The organism is Vibrio sp. 10N.261.52.C11 (genome assembly GCF_041471405.1).
Classification (GTDB): Bacteria; Pseudomonadota; Gammaproteobacteria; order Enterobacterales; family Vibrionaceae; genus Vibrio; species Vibrio crassostreae_C.
This window is the reverse complement of sequence record NZ_JBFROI010000054.1, coordinates 14569-34769: the sequence shown is the minus strand read 5'-3', so window position 1 is coordinate 34769 and position 20201 is coordinate 14569. Positions and strand designations below refer to the sequence as shown.

At 45.1% G+C, this 20201-nt stretch carries 18 protein-coding genes and 1 riboswitch; of the genes, 9 read left to right on the top strand and 9 right to left on the bottom strand.

Annotation, left to right across the window (positions count from 1 at the left end; genetic code table 11):
* Positions 1-40: 40 nt before the first annotated feature.
* From thiB to mpl, 3 genes are all read right to left on the bottom strand, one after another.
* Positions 41-1033 (bottom strand): thiamine ABC transporter substrate binding subunit, encoded by a 993-nt coding sequence (thiB, locus tag AB4323_RS19065; protein ID WP_229647438.1) that lies wholly within the window; start codon positions 1031-1033, stop codon positions 41-43.
* 53 nt (positions 1034-1086) lie between these two features.
* A riboswitch (TPP riboswitch) is annotated at positions 1087-1206 on the bottom strand.
* A 43-nt stretch (positions 1207-1249) separates the two neighbouring features.
* Positions 1250-1873, bottom strand: coding sequence for a flavin prenyltransferase UbiX (locus tag AB4323_RS19060; RefSeq protein ID WP_372153123.1), 624 nt, complete (start codon positions 1871-1873; stop codon positions 1250-1252).
* A gap of 38 nt (positions 1874-1911) precedes the next feature.
* Entirely contained in the window at positions 1912-3270 is a 1359-nt protein-coding gene (gene mpl / locus AB4323_RS19055; protein WP_372056157.1) for a UDP-N-acetylmuramate:L-alanyl-gamma-D-glutamyl-meso-diaminopimelate ligase, read from the bottom strand.
* A gap of 270 nt (positions 3271-3540) precedes the next feature.
* On the opposite strand from mpl, the gene fbp reads away from it, so the two are divergent.
* Positions 3541-4551 (top strand): class 1 fructose-bisphosphatase, encoded by a 1011-nt coding sequence (gene fbp / locus AB4323_RS19050; protein ID WP_008220458.1) that lies wholly within the window; start codon positions 3541-3543, stop codon positions 4549-4551.
* A gap of 87 nt (positions 4552-4638) precedes the next feature.
* Here fbp and AB4323_RS19045 read toward each other — a convergent pair whose 3' ends face one another.
* From AB4323_RS19045 to AB4323_RS19035, 3 genes are read right to left on the bottom strand one after another with little or no spacing between them, the layout of a single operon-like run.
* Positions 4639-4995, bottom strand: a complete 357-nt coding sequence (locus tag AB4323_RS19045; protein WP_136973682.1) for a gamma-glutamylcyclotransferase — start codon at positions 4993-4995, stop codon at positions 4639-4641.
* Between the two features lie 18 nt (positions 4996-5013).
* Complete coding sequence (locus AB4323_RS19040) at positions 5014-8772, bottom strand: translocation/assembly module TamB domain-containing protein (protein WP_372153121.1); 3759 nt, start codon at positions 8770-8772, stop codon at positions 5014-5016.
* On the bottom strand, positions 8769-10481 hold the full coding sequence (locus AB4323_RS19035; protein ID WP_372153119.1) for an autotransporter assembly complex family protein: 1713 nt from the start codon (positions 10479-10481) through the stop codon (positions 8769-8771). Before AB4323_RS19035 ends, AB4323_RS19040 begins: the two co-directional genes overlap by 4 nt.
* 195 nt (positions 10482-10676) lie before the next feature.
* Between AB4323_RS19035 and msrA the strand changes: the two genes are divergently transcribed.
* On the top strand, positions 10677-11306 hold the full coding sequence (msrA, locus tag AB4323_RS19030) for a peptide-methionine (S)-S-oxide reductase MsrA (protein WP_017058899.1): 630 nt from the start codon (positions 10677-10679) through the stop codon (positions 11304-11306).
* A gap of 110 nt (positions 11307-11416) precedes the next feature.
* On the opposite strand, the gene AB4323_RS19025 is transcribed toward msrA, so the two are convergent.
* Positions 11417-11617 (bottom strand): DUF1107 family protein, encoded by a 201-nt coding sequence (locus AB4323_RS19025; protein WP_017058898.1) that lies wholly within the window; start codon positions 11615-11617, stop codon positions 11417-11419.
* A gap of 253 nt (positions 11618-11870) precedes the next feature.
* Between AB4323_RS19025 and AB4323_RS19020 the strand changes: the two genes are divergently transcribed.
* The 7 genes from AB4323_RS19020 (at position 11871) to AB4323_RS18990 (ending at position 17649) form a co-directional block, all read left to right on the top strand.
* Entirely contained in the window at positions 11871-12422 is a 552-nt protein-coding gene (locus AB4323_RS19020; RefSeq protein WP_017063723.1) for a YtfJ family protein, read from the top strand.
* 91 nt (positions 12423-12513) lie between these two features.
* Positions 12514-12804: a DUF2607 family protein gene (locus tag AB4323_RS19015; protein ID WP_017063722.1), complete on the top strand. Its 291-nt coding sequence runs from the start codon at positions 12514-12516 to the stop codon at positions 12802-12804.
* A gap of 40 nt (positions 12805-12844) precedes the next feature.
* The gene (locus tag AB4323_RS19010; protein WP_372153117.1) at positions 12845-13582 is read left to right on the top strand and encodes a DUF2796 domain-containing protein; all 738 of its coding nucleotides are present in this window, start codon (positions 12845-12847) and stop codon (positions 13580-13582) included.
* 141 nt (positions 13583-13723) lie between these two features.
* Positions 13724-14440, top strand: a complete 717-nt coding sequence (locus tag AB4323_RS19005) for an ABC transporter ATP-binding protein (protein ID WP_017058894.1) — start codon at positions 13724-13726, stop codon at positions 14438-14440.
* Positions 14437-15696, top strand: coding sequence for an ABC transporter permease (locus tag AB4323_RS19000; protein ID WP_372153115.1), 1260 nt, complete (start codon positions 14437-14439; stop codon positions 15694-15696). The genes AB4323_RS19005 and AB4323_RS19000 overlap by 4 nt, the downstream gene beginning before the upstream one ends.
* 14 nt (positions 15697-15710) lie before the next feature.
* Positions 15711-16226 (top strand): DUF3299 domain-containing protein, encoded by a 516-nt coding sequence (locus tag AB4323_RS18995; RefSeq protein ID WP_017058892.1) that lies wholly within the window; start codon positions 15711-15713, stop codon positions 16224-16226.
* A 514-nt stretch (positions 16227-16740) separates the two neighbouring features.
* Positions 16741-17649: a TIGR03899 family protein gene (locus AB4323_RS18990; RefSeq protein ID WP_017058890.1), complete on the top strand. Its 909-nt coding sequence runs from the start codon at positions 16741-16743 to the stop codon at positions 17647-17649.
* 163 nt (positions 17650-17812) lie between these two features.
* On the opposite strand, the gene cysC is transcribed toward AB4323_RS18990, so the two are convergent.
* Positions 17813-18433 carry an adenylyl-sulfate kinase gene (cysC, locus tag AB4323_RS18985; protein ID WP_102320278.1) on the bottom strand — a complete coding sequence of 207 codons (621 nt, stop codon included), beginning with the start codon at positions 18431-18433 and terminating at the stop codon, positions 17813-17815.
* A gap of 24 nt (positions 18434-18457) precedes the next feature.
* Positions 18458-20182, bottom strand: coding sequence for an SLC13 family permease (locus AB4323_RS18980; RefSeq protein WP_017067554.1), 1725 nt, complete (start codon positions 20180-20182; stop codon positions 18458-18460).
* Between the last annotated feature and the right edge of the window lie 19 nt (positions 20183-20201).

Here is a 20201-nt window from a genome sequence, read left to right as displayed (position 1 = left end):
TAAATACAGAAAGTTAGAAAGCTAATTTTTTAAAAGCAAATTAAAAAGTAAGTGCACTCTGCCATTCACGAATCCATGGCTTACGCTTCTCGGCGATCTCTTCTGAGCTAAAGCTCAGCGCTTTCTGAGGAACCGTAAGTTGCTCAAACCCTTTTGGTAACTCAACATCCGTCACTGGGTACATCCAGTTACCTGTTGGCATCGCCGTTTGGAATTCATCACTTAGGATAAACGCCATAAACTCATCAGCAAGTTTCTCGTTCTTACTGCCTTTAACCTTGGCGGCCACTTCCACTTGAGTGTAATGCCCTTCTTCAAAGCTTGCCGCTGCGTACTTAGAATCGCTCTCAGCAATAATGTGGTAAGCAGGAGACGTTGTGTAAGACAAGACTAAATCCGACTCGCCTTCTAGGAACATAGAGTAAGCTTCAGACCAGCCTTTGGTTACAGTCACTGTTTTCTGAGCAAGCTTCTTCCATGCTGCTGTCGCTTCATCACCGTATACTGATTTCATCCAAAGCATCATGCCTTGGCCTGGTGTTGATGTACGTGGATCTTGGTAGATGACCTTAAGATCATCACGCTGCTCAACCAGTTCTTTCAAGCTCTTCGGCGGGTTTTCCAGTTTCTCTTTATTGTAAACAAAAGCAAAGTAGCCAAAGTCATAGGGTACAAAAGTGCTGTCGTTCCAACCATTAGGAAGCGTTACCGATGACGTATCAACATTATGCTCAGCCAATAAGCCCGTCGCTTTCGCTTCAGCCATTAGGTTGTTGTCTAGGCCTAATACGATGTCAGCTTTGCTGTTGCCGCCTTCGAGACGCAAGCGGTTAAGAATAGACACGCCATCTTCAAGCGCGACAAAGTTCACATCACAACCACACTTCTCTTCGAATGCTTTTTCAACGGCAGGACGAGGGCCCCAATCCGCAGCAAAAGAGTCATAGGTGTATACAGTCAAAGTGTTGTCTGCAGCAAAGGCAGAAAAAGAAATAGCTGTAGTAACAGCAAGGGTAGTTAATGTGAATTTCACTGGACGCTCTCCATGGTCTGAGCGGCACAGGTTTGAGGGAGGAGAACGGTAGAGGTTGTTCCTAACTCAATTCCTACGCCAGCATTATCTGGTTCAGGTTTACGGGTCCCAAGCACCTGCTTGATCTCAGCTCGCATTCATTATTTGAATGGTTCGCTCCCCGATGAGTGTTCAGAATTGTAATTTGATTTTTAACAATAAGCTATCAAGTTTGGATCAATTACGTTGATCGTAACCCCAACGTGGCACTAAACCTTGTTCGATACCAAGGTGATCTAGAATACGCGCCACCATAAAGTCGACCAGATCTTCAATTGACTTGGGTTGATGATAAAAACCCGGAGCTGCAGGCATGATCGTCACGCCCATGGTCGAAAGTTTGTGCATGTTCTCGAGATGAAGCGTCGAAAATGGCGTCTCGCGAACCACCAACAACAGCTGTCCTCGCTCTTTCATGACTACGTCTGCTGCTCGCTCAATCAGGTTATCCGACAATCCATGTGCAATCGAAGCCAAGCTTCCCGCGGAACATGGGCAAACGACCATCTGCTTCGGTGCAGCTGAACCAGAGGCAACCGGCGAGAACCAATCATCTTTGCCACACACCACCAGCTTTTCAGGGTCGCAGCCAAGATGTTTAACCAAAGCTTGTTTCGCCGTATCTGGCCCAGCAGGTAACTTAAGTTCATGCTCGGTCGCCAATACCACTCGCGCTGCCGATGAAATCAGCAAGTAGACCTGATAGTCGGCTGCCAAAAGGCATTCAAGTAAACGCAGGCCATAAGGCGCACCAGATGCGCCAGTGAAAGCAAGGGTTATCGCTTTATCGTGTTTTGTCATGTTCTCAATTACTTCAAATTATAAGGTCGTGGATGCCGTTAGCCTTTGAGTGCCAATCCATCCAACAGTTTTTGATGAATGCCACCAAAGCCACCATTACTCATTACCAAAATTTGGTCGCCAGCTTGTGCCTCTGAGACAATTTTAGCAACGAATGCATCCATGTCATCACTCACGTGTGCCGGTTGGTGACAAGCGTCTGCAACATCTTGAACTGACCAATCAATGTTATCCGGTTGGAATAAGTAGGTAGAATCCGCCTGCTTCAACGAATCAGCCAGGATTTCTTTGTGCACACCACGTTTCATGGTGGCAGAACGAGGCTCTAAAACGGCAATGATTTTCTTAGTGTCGACCTTATTACGTAATCCGCCAAGCGTAAGTTCAATCGCCGTTGGATGATGAGCAAAATCGTCATAAACAGACACACCTGCCACCTCGCCTTTAAACTCCAAGCGGCGCTTAGTATTAATAAAGGTAGCTAGTGATTCACAAGCAAGGTCAGGTGTCACGCCCACATGACGTGCAGCTGCTATCGCCATCAAAGCATTATTTACGTTGTGGTCGCCAACCAAGTCCCAATTTACGGTTCCAACACATTCATTTTGGAAGTAAACCTCAAATTGAGAGCCGTCTTTGACCAGTTTCTTGGCATCCCAGTCGCCTTGATCGCCACTCGATTCAGTTTCACTCCAGCAACCGCGAGCTAGAACATCTTCAATAGCAGTATCTTGCTTAGGTGAGAATATACGGCCATTGCTCGGCACAGTGCGCACCAAATGATGGAATTGACGCTTAATCGCTTCAAGATCGTCAAAGATGTCCGCATGATCGAACTCTAGGTTATTCATCACTAAGGTTCTTGGGTGGTAATGAACGAACTTAGATCGTTTATCGAAAAAAGCACTGTCGTATTCGTCGGCTTCTACCACGAAGAACATACTTTCACCAAGGCGAGCAGAGATACCAAAGTTACCCAACACTCCGCCAACTAAGAAGCCCGGTGCATAGCCACAGTCTTCCAAGATCCAAGCCAACATGCTTGATGTCGTGGTCTTACCGTGCGTTCCCGATACCGCTAACACCCAACGGTCTTGCAGCAAGAACTCTTGCAACCACTGAGGACCAGAGGTGTATCTAAGGTTGTTATCCAACACATACTCTACACACGGATTACCGCGGCTCATTGCGTTACCGATAACCACGAGATCTGGCCTTGGTTCTAATTGGCTAGGGTCGAACCCTTCAATAATTTCAATCCCTTGTGATTCCAACAAGGTGCTCATTGGTGGGTAAACATTCGCGTCACTACCCGTAACCTTGTGACCTAATTGACGAGCCAATACCGCAGCACCACCCATGAAGGTACCACAAATTCCTAAGATATGAATATGCATAAATTGCTTCCAAACGCTTGGCTAAATAAACGATGTCTAATTAAAACGGCTTGCACTCATTATCATTAAATGGCGATTAAAAGCGAGCGGCAATGCAAAACAAATTGAGTCGACATAGTAAGTGAGATCTGTGTCGCTTAGTTCATTACCATTAAAAAGATCTAACCTTTAGAATTTAGGTAAGCGTCTAGATGAATAAAGCCCACTCAAGAGGCCGAATCTACAGTGCTCAAATCCCCCCTAATATTGAGAGAAGTTTAAGGAAATAACATGTCTGAGATGCGCACCCTTGGTGAGTTCATTGTTGAGAAACAGAGTGACTTCCCCCATGCAAGCGGTGATCTATCATCCCTTTTGTCGTCTATTCGACTTGCTGCAAAAATTGTTAACCGTGAGATCAACAAGGCTGGCCTAGTCGACATCACTGGCGCTGTTGGTACAGACAACGTGCAAGGTGAAGAGCAACAAAAGCTAGACCTTTACGCGAACGACAAATTTAAAGCGGCTCTAGAAGCCCGTGACCAAGTTTGTGGTGTTGCAAGTGAAGAAGAGGACGAAGCGGTTGCCTTCAATAAAGAGCTCAACAAAAACGCAAAATACGTCGTGTTGATGGACCCACTTGATGGTTCATCAAATATCGATGTAAATGTATCGGTTGGTACAATTTTCTCTATCTACCGTCGAGTATCACCGATCGGTACACCACCAACACAAGAAGATTTCTTACAGCCCGGACACAAGCAAGTAGCCGCGGGTTACGTGATTTACGGTTCTTCAACCATGCTTGTATACACAACTGGTGCTGGCGTAAATGGTTTCACCTACGATCCATCTCTGGGTACTTTCTGTCTATCTCATGAAAACATGATGATTCCAGACGAAGGCAAGATCTACTCGATCAACGAAGGTAACTACATCCGCTTCCCAACCGGTGTTAAGAAGTACATCAAATACTGTCAGGAAAGCGAGCCAAGCGATAACCGCCCTTACACGTCACGTTACATTGGTTCTCTTGTGTCTGATTTCCACCGTAACTTGCTAAAAGGCGGCATCTACTTATACCCAAGTACAGAGAGCCACCCTCAAGGTAAATTGCGTTTGCTTTATGAATGCAACCCTATTGCTTTCCTTATGGAGCAAGCTGGCGGTATTGCATCAGACGGTGCACAGCGTATCATGGATATCAAACCAACTGAGCTACACCAACGTGTGCCTTTCTTCGTTGGTTCAACAAAAATGGTACGTAAAGTAGAAGAGTTTCTTGAGCTGAACCCTGAGTAACCCTCTCATTTCATTCTCAAACTAACGCTATTAAAAAGCCAGCACCTCAGTGCTGGCTTTTTGTTGTCTCGTAAGGTGATTAACTAGTTAGGAATCATTGTTCCGCTGACACCAGTTACCCGAAAGTATTTCTTTATTAGCTGTTAGATCAAGCTGATACAAATATACCCATGCTAATCCAAATATAGTCTCTATTTGCTCGCGACGATACTCAACAGGAACATCTTCTAGCCGATCGAGCGACTCTAAAATTTCGTCGTTAATGATATAGACCTCACCAGCGACACTTTTCTTTCCCAAAATCATCGCCGGATAGACACCTAAATCAAAAAGTGCGTATTCCTTAGGTGTATCAAACTGCCCTAATAAATCGCAGCCCTGCAAATAATGGTGATTGGACTGACCTTGCCTCAAGGTTCCATAGACAAAAACAAGATGCTGCATATGCCCTCCCATACGGCTCTACTCGAACTCAAATTGATAGAGAAGATCCACAGCACTGTCTAGGCCAGAAACAGCTTCAACATAGAGATCCTGCATCAATCTATAACGAACGGTAAACTCACCTAACGAGTTAAAGATACCCACACCATACTTCACCTGTAAGCCAGGCAGGATGTAACCACTTACCGTCACTTGAGAGTCATCGCCAGAGCCTGCAGTATCCAGTTGCAAGTCCTTTACACCAAAGGCTTCACCGATTTCACCAACAACCTTACCACTCTTCGCTAAACTCAAACCGATTAAAGTCGTTGTCATCGAACCGCTCGACTCACCGTCGATATCTTGGCCACGCAAAATATAAGACAGTGCGTTCGCTTGTGGCATCGCTGGGTCAGAATAAATCTCGATGGTAGGCTCTGTCGCAGGGCCAGTCACTCGAATACCAGCGGTCACGTCATCCTGAGTATTATCAGGATTACGAATCGCGTTGATGGCTACGTATGGCTGATCCGGTGGTCCATTCATTAGGATCTTACCCTCTTCGATCAAGAGGTCTTGCCCGAATGATTGATAAGTACCATCGACGATGTTCACTTCACCTGTAATAAATGGACCTTGGTCTTTTTGAGCCACGTTGAGCTTACCGACCAAATCACCTTCAAGACCGAAGGCAGACAGTTTAAAGTCATCACCAATGGAGATATTAATGTTGGTCATCACATTGAATGGAATCGTATCTTCGTTTTCTGGCTCTAGATCTTTATTCAAAATAACCTGATCAGAAGAGACGCCAACCGCTGACGGTGGTAAATCTTCAACAACAATTCGTCCCCATGGTAATGCAATATCACCGGTGATTTTCGCCAGATCTGGTGTGACATCAATAGTCATATCAGGTACGACCTTCACCTTAACCATCGGTGGGATATCAACCATCAACTCATCAGCGAAAACTCTAACGTTCGAATGCCATGCTTTAAGATCTTGCCAATCTCCGGTTCCCTCAATATCAAGGTGACCATCAGGTGTTTCGACATTCGCATCCAGTTTTGCACTATAACCATCAAAGTCGAGGTCGATGCGGCCATCTTTCACATCAACAGGCGTAACATCGCCTTTGACTTGAATACCATCAACAGAGAATTGGCCAAAGACTTGAGGGTGCATCAGAGAGCCTTTAACTTGAAGATCACTCTCAAGGTCGGCTTTCAATAAGCTGTATTCACCTAGAATTGGTTGTAAGAAATCAAGATGGAACGTGGTCAGCTTAATTGCCGCATCGACCATTTTGTCTTCGGCGAGAATATCCGGTAACGACACCGTGCCAGACAGGTCACCATTGTCGGAAACATCCAACTTAAAATCGGCATCCAGTTTGTTGTCTTTCAGTTGGGCATTCAATGCAACGCTTTCCCAACCCAGTGTGATTGGCTCACCCACTTGTTGAACAACCTGACCTTTCGGCATATCAACACTTACCGTGACCTCAGGCTCACCTTGTTCAGACCACTTAGCATGAGCGGTCGCATTGACTAAGCCCTGTAATTGCGTATCTTTAGGCACAAAGGCTTTAATCTGCTCGAAATCGAATTGATTGATGGCCACTTTGGCCTCACCCGATTTTCCGACACGAACATCTTCATCCAAACACACGCTCGAACCCGATTGGTTCCAACAGTGCGCTTGAACATCGGCAAACTGCTTATCGACATCCGCCTTTATCGCGACAGGTTGATCTAACACCCAAGGACCTTGCTGAGTGGTGATTTTGACTCTGTCTAACGATCCATCCCAAATAAGAGAAGGCTTTTGAATCAACTCTCCGGAAATAGCTAAGCTTGTAGACACGATGTCGGATATCACATCAAGTGTCACTGTGTGTTTCTTCTCACCACCACTCACCGTGAGATCAATGCTTTTTACGCTCTGATCTTGATAGGTTAGGTTGTTAGCTTTTAATTCAAGATCAGCTTGAGCTTCAGGCAATGGCAGAGGAACCACAGAACCATTAAGCGACAAGGATTCTAGTGTTGCTTCGTTATTCCAATCTACCTTATCCACATTTAGAGCGAGATCGACTTCAGGCTTTTTCGTTGGACCACTGAGCTGGATGTTACCAATCACTTTACCTTTCAAATCAGGGACGCTTTTTACAAGCTCAGGGAAGTGAATCTCAACACCCATGTCCCATTTCTTATCAAGCTCACCCTGAGCCTTAATCGAGTTAACACCGTGAGCTAAGCTCAAACCACTGGTTTTCAGTTTTGGTTCACCGCTCGCGCTGCGATCCGACGCTGACAACTGACCTTCGATATCCAGAGGGTATTCTCGCAAGATCCCTTCAATATCCAATTTAGGCAGTTCAATCGCCCAGCCGCCCGCTTCCGTCAACTCACCTGAGGTGACGATGTTTCCACTAATGTTGCCCTCAGCTTCTGGCCACTGCAGACCCGGTTGAATATCTTTGAGTGTCACGTCAGCTTGCCAGTTAACGAGACTCTTCCAGTTCGCTTTAACGACACCGTTAAGCTCACCGCCTAGCGTGTTGAGCTTTAGACGCTCGAGATCAATTTGTTCCGTCGTGCCTTTACCCTGTAGATCGATGGCTAATTCAGGGATTTCCTTACCATCGGCTTCACCTTTAAGAAGAACATTAAAACCATCTAGTGAGCCATCAGCTTTAAATTGCTCAATTGTCGCTTGGTAATCGCTTTTTCCGGTAAGGGGCCACTGTGCTTGTCCGCCCTCTAAAAGAAGGTCAAATGGCAGAGTCGGTTCTAAGGGTTGAATATCCCCAGACAACTTTGCCTCAATCAGCTCAGAAAATTGGGAGTCTAGGTTTAGCTTAGCCACGCTGCCTTGTGCTTTCAGAGACAACTTCTGCCCAACAAGGTCGGTTTCTTTCACCAACGCATCCAAAGAAAGTTCTAGCGGGTAACCGCCCTTGAGCTCAACCTTCGTGGTTAGATTGGCGCTTGCTTGTGGCATATCGAGTTCGAGAGTTGAAACATCAACCGTGTGTTTGCCCGCGCGAGCTTCTAGCCCAAGGTGGTTAACAACGATTGGTGTTTCTTGTTCTAAGGTGAAACGGTTGAGGTCAAAACGCTCCAACACAACCTGCAGAGGAATCCAGACTTCCGGCAATTCGATAGCCGTTTTAACGGCAGCTTTTGGCTCAACCTTTTCTGCTTGCGGTTCTTCTGTCGACTCCGCGAGTTTAACCTTAAGATCATTGAATAAGGTTGGCGATACAGTTAGCTTTTCGCCCTGCATACTCAAAGCCGTAGAGAACAAGCTCCATTCAATTTCATGCCCTAAGATATTCAACTTGATATCAGACAAAGCGATACGGTTGATTACGATTGGCAACGGTGTTTTTACCGATGTTACGGGCGGAGTAGGTTCTGTTTCTTCTGTAGAGGGTGGAGGCAGTTCAGTAACTGCGAAGTCCAACCCTTGAATCGCTAAACGATCGACACACAGCTTAGGGTCAAGCAGACAGCGAGGATTAATAGCCAAGTTCAGCTTTTGAACCTTGGTGTCGATATGCAGGCTGTCATCTTTAAACTGAACATTATTAAGCGTAAAGCTTGGGAACAGGGCCCCTTTAATACTTTCCACTTTAAGTTGTGGTAATGCTTTTTCAGCACCCCACAACACGGTGTTCAACCCTGGATTGGTGAACAAAACAAAACCAAGCAGGGCTATCAACAATAGCAAAATAGACGTCAATGAGATCGACGTCCACTTCAGGCACTTGCCCATCACTTTGATCATAATTCAGGTCCTAAACTAAAGTGCAGTTGGAACTCATCGCCTTTCTTCGCATCTAGGCCCCAAGCAAAATCTAAGCTCACAGGGCCGACGGGCGACGCCCAACGAACCCCGACGCCGGTACCATGTTTCCATTCAGGTTTATCATTGAAGGCATCACCAATGTCGTAGAATGCTGCGCCCCACCAGTTTCCAACCAAGCGGTATTGGTATTCAAACGAGCTGGTTGCAATGAATTTGGCACCCGTTAGTGCGCCACTTTCATCTCGAGGAGAGATCGACTCATAACCATAACCACGAATGCTATTGTCACCACCAGCAAAGAATCTTAGGGAGGGAGATAGCTTATCAAACTCGTCGGCAAAGTTGCCGCCAAATTGAAGTCGAGTTAAGCCTCGGTGATTGTCGCCAATGCTTCGAATCCAAGCGGTTTGACCTTGAAAACGAACAACCTTAGTTTCAGATAACAAGGTATCATCACCCGCTTCAACCATAATGGTTTGTTTATCGCCCCACATCGGCATCGAACCGCCTCGCGTTCGAGTGCGTGAGAAAGAGATACCCGGCAGCACAAATTGCGCTAAATCATCCTGCAAACCTTGCTCATAGTTTTCGACCAAGTATCGAATGAAGACCGTGCGTTGCCAACCGTTATCCAGTCGCCAATATCTTTCTAGCGCTAAGTTTGACTCCAAACTCTTGGTATCACGATTATCCAAGTTTTTCATACCGTACTTAACTTGATAGTAGTCGTTCAGCACGTCATCCAGAGGGATTTTATAGGTAGCGGTAATCGTCTGTTCAGGTTTAGAAATCGACAGGCTGCTATTGAAGCTATGGCCTTGTTCATTAACCCAAGGTTTTTTCCACTTCAGAGTGCCTTTTACGCCAAGGTCGGTGGATACACCGATACCCGTTTCGATTTGGTTACGAGCTTGCGGAGCAAGGCTAACCTTCATCGGGATCTCTCGGCCTTCGCCTAACTGGCTTAAATCTGGTTCAACAAATACCGAGGAGAACCAATCCGTATTGGACAGGTTTTGGTTGTACTCACCGACTTTGGTGATTGAGTAAGGTTCGCCATCCTCAAATGGTTTAAGTGACTGCACCTTATCTTCTTCTATCTGGCTACCAGTAACCTGAGTAGTACCAAAGTGATAGCGGATACCACTGTTATAATGAAGACGAACATAAGCGCGGTTCAATTCAGGAGCGACTTCTAGCTTACTAAGATCATAAGCACCATCGAAGTAGCCTTTCGCTAAGCCAAGGTTGCGGATCGACGATTTCAAAGAGTCATAATTACCATGATTCAGAGTCGAACCTTTAGACAAGCTACTCTTCGCTATCAAGGCTAAAAAGTCTGGGTCATCCTTGGCTTCACCAGTTAGAACGATATCTGAAGTATAAATAACAACAGGCTCTCCCGGCTCAACCGTAACGGTCATTTCGGTATCATCTTCGGAGTGAGTAAATGTGATTTTAGGGTGGTAGTAGCCTAACGCATTCAGGGCTTCTTTAATCATAGATTCCAAGCGGGATTGGAATCTTAGTGAAACCGAATACTCTTCTTCAGGGATCGCACTCAGATAAGCATCAACATTATCCTCAAGCGCTCCATCTAGCCCTTTGATTTCAAGGGAAACGTCAGCGAAAGCGAGCGTCGATGACAATAGAGTGCCAATCAGAACTGGTAAAGTTTTTCTTATCATGTTTAATTGGTGAAGAAGTTATCAATACGTTAATAAGTGAAAAGAAATAATACCGCTAAATAGGCATTGAGTCTGTAATAAATCCTGGAATAACACGGTCTAATTTAAAGACTTATTCAATATTGACCAACAGTTAATATGAACCCACGTTAAATAAAAGCCAGCGCGGTAAACGTATGCGAAAAGGAATATAACATGCTAAACAAACAACAACTGGTTTCTGCAGCAACCGCACTACCGGGAAATGCTGACCCAATTCGAATCACTGAGCGCCATTTCGTCAATCAAACCGACCTGCTCGATGCACCCACGGGCTCTCAACAAGAAGTCCTGTTTGGTATGGGGTGCTTCTGGGGAGCTGAGCGTTTGTTTTGGCAATTGGATGGCGTTATTTCAACATCCGTTGGTTACGCTGGCGGATACACAGTTAATCCCACTTATGAACAAGTATGTACTGGGCAAACCGGCCATACCGAGGTCGTTCGTGTCATATTTGATAGTGAACAAACCTCTCTAGCTCGAATACTTGAAACCTTTTGGGAGCGTCATGACCCAACTCAAGGGATGCGCCAAGGCAACGATTTAGGGACTCAGTACCGTTCTGCGATTTACACCTTCAGTGAAGAACAACAATCTATCGCTGAGCACTCTAAACGTGAATATCAACGAGCAATGACTGAATCTTTAGGCAACGAGATCACGACGGAAGTTCTGCCTGCTGGAAAATATTTTTTCGCAGAAACCTACCACCAGCAATACCTAGCTAAAAATCCGAATGGGTATTGCGGGTTGGGTGGAACAGGTGTGTGCTTCCCTCCACAATAAAGTGCCGTTCGACATACCATCGTGAACGACACGCATTAAAAAAGGGCTTCCATCAGGAAGCCCTTTTCATTGTTAATCTATTCGGTGCAAGACAAATCGATAAAGCTCAGTTACACCGGCAACGCTGCAATGGTGCCGTTAACTTCTTTAAAAATAGTGAGCTTTTGTTTGTCTGAAACTTCAGGAAGTAGCACCTTGCCTTGGTCGAAGCGAAACTCTCCAACACCTTCAATAGCAAATTGGCCTTTGAACAGGACTTTAACGAAACGCGCCACCTGACGTGGACGGTAAGTAGAAAATTTTCTTAACATAATACAACCTCAATTCCATTTGAGTACTACAGTCACATACCTGAACAGCGTCGCTGTTCAAAGCACATTTAATCGCTAATTCCTTTAGCAAACAGCAAGATAATCTATTGTTCATCTTGATATTGATGCATTATACCTTTTGGTAACAAGCCTGCAACTTCTTTCTACGTCGTACGATAAAAAAGTTAAAGAGGCATTTTTCAAATTTCATATTATACTTCCTGTGCAAACCAATAAGCGGAACAAAAATATAATGAAAAACAAAACTCTACTGGCTTTTCTAGCCGCAGCCTCTCCACTCTTCGCCAATGCTCACAACCTATCAGTAGGCGCTACCCTGCCTGCCGTTGATGTGAGTAACTATGGTGAGATTGTTCTAAACGACGGAAATACTGGATATCAAGCTTGGGCAACCAATGATCTTCTAGGTAAAGTTCGCGTCGTTCAAGCTATCGCTGGCCGCAGCAGCTCTAAAGAGCTCAACGCACCACTGATGGCAGCCATTACCGCATCGAAATTCTCAGAAGACAGCTACCAAACCACCACTATCATCAACCAAGATGATGCGATTTGGGGTACTGGGTCTTTTGTTAAGTCGTCTGCCGAAAGCAGCAAAGAAGAATTTCCATGGTCTTCTATGGTCCTAGATGAAGACGGCGCCGTTGCGTCAACATGGGCTCTAAAAGAAGAAAGCTCAGCGATTATCGTTCAAGACAAGCAAGGTAAAATCTTGTTTGTAAAAGAAGGTGCATTAAACGAATCAGAAGTCACTCAAGTCATTGAGTTGATTAAAGCGAGCCTTTAATAAGATATTCGCGTCTTTTTCGAGACCTAACCAAAGGATATTGTTATATTATAACAGTATCCTTTTTTTAATTCTGTGGTTAATCATCCTGATGTGGCAAAACACACCCAACAATGTGAAACGCAAAACAGGCTTCTTGCTTGGGCTTATGCTCATGTTAAGCGTGTTAGCCGCAACACACATTGTGGATATCGCACCAGAGCACCACACTTCACACCATTGTGAGCTATTTTCGCTTAATCAGTTCATCACAGCGCACTCACTACCACAGATTCCAGAGTTCCATTCGGAATTTACTGTCGCTATTACAGAGTCAGTAACTTCACTACAGCGGCTATATTTCGCTTATTTGGCACGCTCACCTCCTGTAAATATCGCTTAATTACCACTACTTTTTAATTAACCTTTATTCAGGAAAAAACATGAAACCTACTTTTTTAGCCGTTGTTATCGGCATGACTGTCTCTACAAATGCTCTAGCTAACGAAGAATTCCGCTCTCATGATGCACACGTACATGGCCAAGTTGAAGTAAACATCGCGCAAGATGGGCAAGAATTGCTTGTTGAAGTAACAGCTCCAGGCGCAGATGTGGTTGGGTTTGAACATGCTCCAAAAACTGCAGAACAGAAGAAAGTGTTTGAACAGGCTATCGCACAATTAAACAAGCCAGAAGAGCTGTTTAGTTTTAACAATGCGAGTTGTACTCTGAAGTTCAAGTCAGTAGCAAACACCTTAGAAGGCGGTCATGACGACCATGAAGGCCATGACCATGCGGAACACGGTCATGGCGACCACAAAGACCATGATCACGCTGAACACGATCATGACGACCACAAAGACCATGACCACGCTGAACACGATCATGATGACCACAAAGACCATGACCACGCTGAGCACGATCATGATGACCACGAAGGTCACGACCACCACGATCATGAAGGCCACGATCATGAAGGCCACGATCACTCAGAAGGTGGCCACGGTGAGTTCACTGTTGAGTACCACTATGAATGTTCAGATGTTGCTAAGCTAGACACAGTTAGCACTCAGTGGTTCTCTAAGTTCAGCAACACTGAAAAAATGACGGTGAACCTACTAACAGACACAGCTCAAGTACAAGAAGTGCTTAACGCAGAGCGTATTAGTTTCCGATTCTAATCACTCCTAGATCGGATTAAACGTAAAATAAACAGCCAGGTAAGTCATCGCTTACTTGGCTGTTCAAATCGGTGTGTTCCTGGGAATTTATGTTTCAAATTACTGTCCAGTAGATACACCGCTTTAATTATTGGAGCTAGCATGTCTTCTGACAGTTCATCACTTGTGGTCAAACTCGAAAATATCAGCTTTCGTTGGAAGCCTGAATTACCACCAACGCTAGAGATCCCCTCTCTTCACATCCAAGCCCAAGAGCACCTTTTTATTAAAGGGCCAAGTGGTTGTGGAAAATCAACTTTGTTAGGGCTACTGACCGGAATCAACCAAGCTGAGCAAGGAGAAGTCTCTATCCTTGATCAAGACCTCACTCAGCTTACACCTCGTCAAAGAGATAAATTCAGAGCCGATCATATTGGTTATATTTTCCAACAATTTAACCTGCTTCCTTATCTATCAGTTATCGATAACGTGACGCTTCCTTGCCAGTTTTCACAGATTCGTAAACAGCAAGTCGCTGAAAGCCAGAAAAGCTTACAAGAGACGGCTCGAGAGTTGTTACTCCGATTAAAGCTACCTCAAGCTTTAATGGACAAGCCCGTTACCGAGTTGAGCATCGGTCAACAACAACGTGTTGCTGCCGCTCGTGCTTTGATCGGCCAACCCAAAATCATTATTGCCGACGAGCCAACCTCGGCTTTGGATCATGACAACCGAGAAGCTTTTATCGAACTGTTGTTAGAACAAGCCAACCAGGCAGGTTCTACTCTTATCTTTGTTAGCCATGATCCAACACTAGAAAAATTATTTACTCGAACCATAGATTTAAAAACCGTTAACCAAGCTAAGGTTGTCGTATGAAAGTAATTACTCACTTAGCCTTAAAAAGCGTACTCAACCGTAAAGCCACGGCTATTCTCACCATTCTCACGGTGGCGGTATCTGTCATTCTCTTGCTCGGCGTAGAACGCGTTAGAACCGAAGCAAAAAGCAGCTTCGCCAATACGATTTCAGGTACTGACCTTATCGTTGGTGGCCGCTCTGGTCAGGTCAACCTGCTGCTTTACTCAGTATTCAGAATCGGTAATGCGACCAACAACATCGACTGGAAAAGCTATGAAGAATTTAGCCAGCACAACGCAGTAAAGTGGGCGATACCAATATCATTGGGCGATTCACACAAAGGCTTCCGTGTGATGGGTACAAATCATAGTTACTTTGAAAACTATCGCTATGGAAGTAAGCAATTACTTACTTTCCAACAAGGTAAAGAATTTGAACAGCTATTTGATGTAGTGATTGGTGCCGATGTTGCGAAGAAGCTAGATTACAAAATAGGTGATCAAATCATTCTTGCGCACGGTATCAGTGATGTTGCGTTTAGCCGTCACGATAATCTGCCCTTCAAGATTGTGGGAATACTCGCGCCAACAGGAACACCAGTAGACAAAACCGTACACGTATCGCTAGAGGCAATCGAAGCAATTCATGTTGGCTGGGAATCAGGTGCCAACCTCGGGCACACACCGAATGCTGAAGCGCTAAAGCAACGTGACTTCCAACCGAAGCAGATTACCGCGATGATGGTTGGCCTTAAATCGAAGATCCAAACCTTCGCACTGCAACGAGAAATCAATAACTACCGCCAAGAACCTTTAAGCGCCATTATGCCGGGCATTGCGCTTCACGAATTGTGGGGAATGATGGCCGTTGCTGAACAAGCACTGCTGATTGTTTCAGGGTTTGTTGTTGTCGCCGGATTATTGGGTATGCTCAGTAGCCTACTCACTAGCTTGCAAGAAAGGCGTCGAGAGATGGCTATCCTACGTGCGATGGGCGCAAGACCTCCTCATGTGTTTGGTTTACTGATCAGTGAAGCCAGTGCGCTAACCTTCCTTGGCATTACATTAGGTGTTGCAGTGCTGTTTGCGCTGATCGCAGTGGTTGCTCCTATTGTGCAACAAAGTTATGGTATCAACATATCGATATCCGCAATCACACCGCATGAGTGGAAACTGCTTATGCTGGTACAAATTGCCGGAATCATTATCGGCTTTATTCCCGCTTTCAGGGCTTACCGCCAGTCATTGTCTGATGGCATGACGATTCGAATCTAAAATAGGAACCTACGATGCAACGCAAATTCCTACTGATACTTGGGCTACTTCTGTTCCCATTTATCAGTACAGCTCACGCTGAAACCACTCAGAATGACGAATCGGTATTAACACTTGAATGGATTGATTTGATTCCAGAATCAGAACGTGCTCAGCTAGATTCATTTGGTATGCCGATGGTTGACCACAATAGTATGGACAAACCTCAACAATCGACACTTGGTGCTGTTCGCCCAGAGCTGAATGGCAGCACAGTGAAGATTCCTGGCTTTGTGATTCCATTGGAAGGTGATGAGAATATGATCACTGAGTTTCTGCTGGTACCGTACTTTGGCGCATGTATCCACGTGCCACCGCCGCCACCGAACCAAATCATCTACGTGAAGTTCCCGAAAGGTGCACCAATACAGCAGTTATGGGATGTGATCTATTTGGTCGGAACGCTGAAAACTGAGTCAATCAGCCATGACTTAGCGCAAACCGGTTATCTTATTGAAGGTACTGCGATTGAAGAGTATGACGACATGTAGTCATTAGAAGGGTGGCTCAAGGATGAGCTGCCGTCACTGAACGAGTGTGATCATTCAATAACAGTTTAATAACGATAATTTTCTTCTGAATTACGCGATGTAATTAGATAAGTAAGCTAGAACAGCGACATAAGTCGCGAGTAATAACCCTATACTAAGCTGTTTCTTCAGCTTGTTATCATTGGCTTGATTCATAACTCCTCCTTGAGAATTACAACAAATTTAACATTTTATTATCACTAGCAAAAGTAAAATTTTGTTGAAACCTTCAACTCTGCACGCAAAATCTAGCCACCAATAAGATAAAGAGTTACATTTTAGACAGTTATACCAATCACAATAAGTAAGTGTTCAGAAATAGCGTAGAAAAAAGGCTTGAGAACCAGGCGGAGCTTTTTGATAAGTGGTTATTCTACAATCAAAAGTTCTAACGCCGTTATCGAGCGTTTTAACAAGCTAGAGCGAGCAATTATTTACTAGGATTGGTCTTGAGTCGTCTCCTAACGGTACTCTTATGTCAGAAACCAAACAGCCAGTGATCATTGAGCATGCTAGCGATACACAGCAAAAGCATGAGAAAAAGCCTCATATTGCCGACAGTGCCAGCAGAATGCTGCACATCGCACAAAGCTTCGGCCTCGATTTCTTAATTAGTCATAGTGCCAAGCCAAAGGATAAAGCTGAGAGTACGCTTATCGAACGGGCACTATTGCGAGAGAAAAAACGTAGAGAGCTTCGCCAAAAGAACCTAGAACAGATTCTAAAGTTGGCGCACTCTTCATGTAAGGATGAAGCGGCTGGAGACCCGGATCAGGACTGGTTATACCGTTTCTTCGACATGGCACAAGAGATCCACAATACATCGATGCAGAGGCTATGGGCTCAAGTACTGAAACGAGAAGTCACCAACCCAGGCTCGACGTCGATGAAGGCACTGCAAATCTTAAAAGACATGACACCAAAAGAAGCGTTAACCCTACAAAGGGCAGCATCACTGGGTTGTAGCTTTGGTAGCGATAACAGCAGAAAGCTCTTACTCGGCTTTAAATCTCATGCTGGGCTATTCAACTTTGGCAAAAGGGACACCACCAACACCATCAACCTTGGTGGGCACAACCTGCCCTACTCCAGCTTGCTCCACTTGATAGAGCTCGGGATTATTCTGGGCACAGAATTAGAATCCGGAGAGATTGATTTCGATCCAGCCCTGCACCTAACCTATCAAGGTAAGAGCATGTCACTGGCACCATTATCAAAAGGCGTGAAGCTGGTTTACTACCGATTCAGCCCTACAGGCAATGAGCTTTGTACCTTGCTCGGTAACAAGCCAAACACGCAGTATTACGATCAACTGATTGCACTATTGAGCCAGAAATTCACAGTACAGACAGAAGTGAAAAGCAGCGTAAATTACACCGTCTAGACACTCGACGGAGCTAAAATAGACGGTGTAAAAAGTGAAGTATAGAGAGGAATAAAGAGAATCTAGAGGATAGGTTTCTTGTCTCGGTAAACTAAGGCTGCACTATTTATCGGTCGTGAATAAACAGATAAACAGCTGAGTAGCCTTAGTCATACCAACGATCTCAGTTGGCTAAGATATTTCGCTTCTCCAACGCATCAATACACAGTTCGACCAATTCATCGAGTGTCTTCTCACCTGCAGGTAGATCAATCTCAGGGTTCTGAGGCGCTTCGTACACTGAACTAATACCTGTAAAGTTCGGGATCTCTCCGGCACGTGCTTTCTTATACAGACCTTTAGGGTCACGCTGTTCGCAAACCTCTAATGGAGTATTGACGAACACCTCAAGAAACTCACCTTCCGGCAATAAATCTCTCACGAGTTGCCTTTCAGCTTGATGCGGAGAAATAAAGGCTGACAACACGATCAAGCCTGCATCTGCCATCAATTTAGCAAGCTCACCAATACGACGGATGTTCTCTCGACGATCTTGCTCAGAGAAGCCAAGGTCACTACATAATCCATGACGCACATTGTCGCCATCCAATAAATAAGTATGGTAACCAAGCTGTGCCAAGCGATTTTCTAATGCTCCAGCGACTGTCGATTTACCAGAACCAGACAACCCCGTGAACCAGAGCACGGCTGGCTTTTGTGATTTCAGATCCGCGCGAAATGTTTTATCAATCGAGTGTTGATGCCACACAACATTCTCATCTTTGGATTTGAGTACTGCGGTCATAATTAGTCCTTTAAATAAACAGCATTAAAATGGGAAAAAATAAGGAATTAGGGTCAGCACCAAGCCCGAATATACAATCGAGATTGGAATGCCGATACGCAGATAATCCGTTAAATGGTAATTACCTACGCTATAAACAAGTAAGTTGGTTTGGTAGCCGTATGGAGAGATAAAACTGGCACTGGCACCAAACAGTACCGCCATGATGAACGGCATAGGGTCAACGCCATAACCTACTGCCATACTGTAGCCAATCGGAAATGAGAGTGCTGCAGCCGCATTATTGGTCACCAGCTCTGTCAAAACCAAAGTCATAAAGTAGGTCGCAACTAACGCACCGAATACGCCCCAGCCATTAAACGCCTCCATAAACATCAGCCCCATCCGCTCAGATAAACCCGATGAAATCATCAGTTGAGCAATAGAAAGTGCAGAGCCCACGATCACCACAATATCGACTGGGAAACGGCGGCGGAGCTCACCCAGTTGCACCACGCCAAATGCCACCAGCAACAGTAGAAAACCAGCTAAGCCTTTGATAATAGGTACTGCATCGATAAGGGCTAAACCAATCACGCTAGCAAAGCCGAGCAACACGAACGTCGATTTGTCGGCATCAAGCTTGGCACTCGAATCTAAGTCATTCATCAACACAAACTCTTTGTTGTGTTGTTGGCGCTGTTCTTCAAAGCGTTTACCTGGAACCAAAATCAAGGTATCACCAGCGGTCAATGTGATATTCCCTAGCCCACCTTCTAGGCGTTCATGGCCACGACGAATAGCAACCACAACCGCATCGAAACGATCTCTAAACTGGCTAGTTTTCAGGGTTTTGTTACAAAAACTTGCTGATGAACTCACCACCACTTCAACAAAGCTCTGGCCATTCAAATGATGCTGACCAAACAGAGTCAGTCCTTGAATTTCTTGCAGTGTCGCCACGCTCTCAACATCACCACAAAACAGCAATCGGTCACGAGCTTGAAGAATAAAATCAGGGTCAATCGACGCGGTGGTTTTACCGTCTCGAATCACTTCGGCTAAGAACAGTTTTCTAAGAGCTCTAAGATTATTTTCACTGACGCTACGGCCAACTAATGGAGAACCTGGCTCAACTCGCGCCTCGAGAAAGTAAGGCAGATCATCTTGAGAACCATCATCGTAGCTGGGTAGAAAATAGCTAAGAGGAATAAGGATCAATACCCCACCGACCAAAACCGCTAAACCGATCAAGGTAGGTGTGAAAAAGTTTAAGCTCGGTAAACCTGCATCTTCAACAAAACTATTGATGATCAAATTGGTAGAGGTGCCGATCAATGTTAGGGTGCCACCTAAGATGGCAGCGTATGACAAAGGGATAAGTAACTTAGACGGCGCGTGCTGTTGATTACGTTTGATCGCCCCGATCAAAGAAACAACCACCGCGGTGTTATTAGTAAAAGAAGAAAGTAACGCTGTAGAAATACCCAACTTCGCAACCACGGTACCTAGCCTACCTTCAGAGATATTGCGGCTAACCCAGCTGATTAAGCGAGTTTTCTCCAACGCACTTGATGCGAGGATCAGAAGAATTAAAGTCAGTAACGAGGAGTTAGTGAAGTTATTAGCCAAGCTCGACAAGTCGATCATGCCAGCCATAAAAGCAATAAACGCCGCGCCAGCAAAGATAAAGCTTGGCTTAATACGGGTAACGAGCAGGCAAGTAATGATGCCGAGCAAAATCGCTAATACAAATCCTTGTTGCCACATATACCCGTCCTTTATGGCG

Coding starts and splice junctions, on each gene's coding strand:
- AB4323_RS19060 (WP_372153123.1), bottom strand. CDS start 1,873: ATGACAAAACACGATAAAGCGATAACCCTTGCTTTCACTGGCGCATCT.
- mpl (WP_372056157.1), bottom strand. CDS start 3,270: ATGCATATTCATATCTTAGGAATTTGTGGTACCTTCATGGGTGGTGCT.
- fbp (WP_008220458.1), top strand. CDS start 3,541: ATGTCTGAGATGCGCACCCTTGGTGAGTTCATTGTTGAGAAACAGAGT.
- AB4323_RS19045 (WP_136973682.1), bottom strand. CDS start 4,995: ATGCAGCATCTTGTTTTTGTCTATGGAACCTTGAGGCAAGGTCAGTCC.
- AB4323_RS19040 (WP_372153121.1), bottom strand. CDS start 8,772: ATGATCAAAGTGATGGGCAAGTGCCTGAAGTGGACGTCGATCTCATTG.
- AB4323_RS19035 (WP_372153119.1), bottom strand. CDS start 10,481: ATGATAAGAAAAACTTTACCAGTTCTGATTGGCACTCTATTGTCATCG.
- msrA (WP_017058899.1), top strand. CDS start 10,677: ATGCTAAACAAACAACAACTGGTTTCTGCAGCAACCGCACTACCGGGA.
- AB4323_RS19025 (WP_017058898.1), bottom strand. CDS start 11,617: ATGTTAAGAAAATTTTCTACTTACCGTCCACGTCAGGTGGCGCGTTTC.
- AB4323_RS19020 (WP_017063723.1), top strand. CDS start 11,871: ATGAAAAACAAAACTCTACTGGCTTTTCTAGCCGCAGCCTCTCCACTC.
- AB4323_RS19015 (WP_017063722.1), top strand. CDS start 12,514: ATGTGGCAAAACACACCCAACAATGTGAAACGCAAAACAGGCTTCTTG.
- AB4323_RS19010 (WP_372153117.1), top strand. CDS start 12,845: ATGAAACCTACTTTTTTAGCCGTTGTTATCGGCATGACTGTCTCTACA.
- AB4323_RS19005 (WP_017058894.1), top strand. CDS start 13,724: ATGTCTTCTGACAGTTCATCACTTGTGGTCAAACTCGAAAATATCAGC.
- AB4323_RS19000 (WP_372153115.1), top strand. CDS start 14,437: ATGAAAGTAATTACTCACTTAGCCTTAAAAAGCGTACTCAACCGTAAA.
- AB4323_RS18995 (WP_017058892.1), top strand. CDS start 15,711: ATGCAACGCAAATTCCTACTGATACTTGGGCTACTTCTGTTCCCATTT.
- AB4323_RS18990 (WP_017058890.1), top strand. CDS start 16,741: ATGTCAGAAACCAAACAGCCAGTGATCATTGAGCATGCTAGCGATACA.
- cysC (WP_102320278.1), bottom strand. CDS start 18,433: ATGACCGCAGTACTCAAATCCAAAGATGAGAATGTTGTGTGGCATCAA.
- AB4323_RS18980 (WP_017067554.1), bottom strand. CDS start 20,182: ATGTGGCAACAAGGATTTGTATTAGCGATTTTGCTCGGCATCATTACT.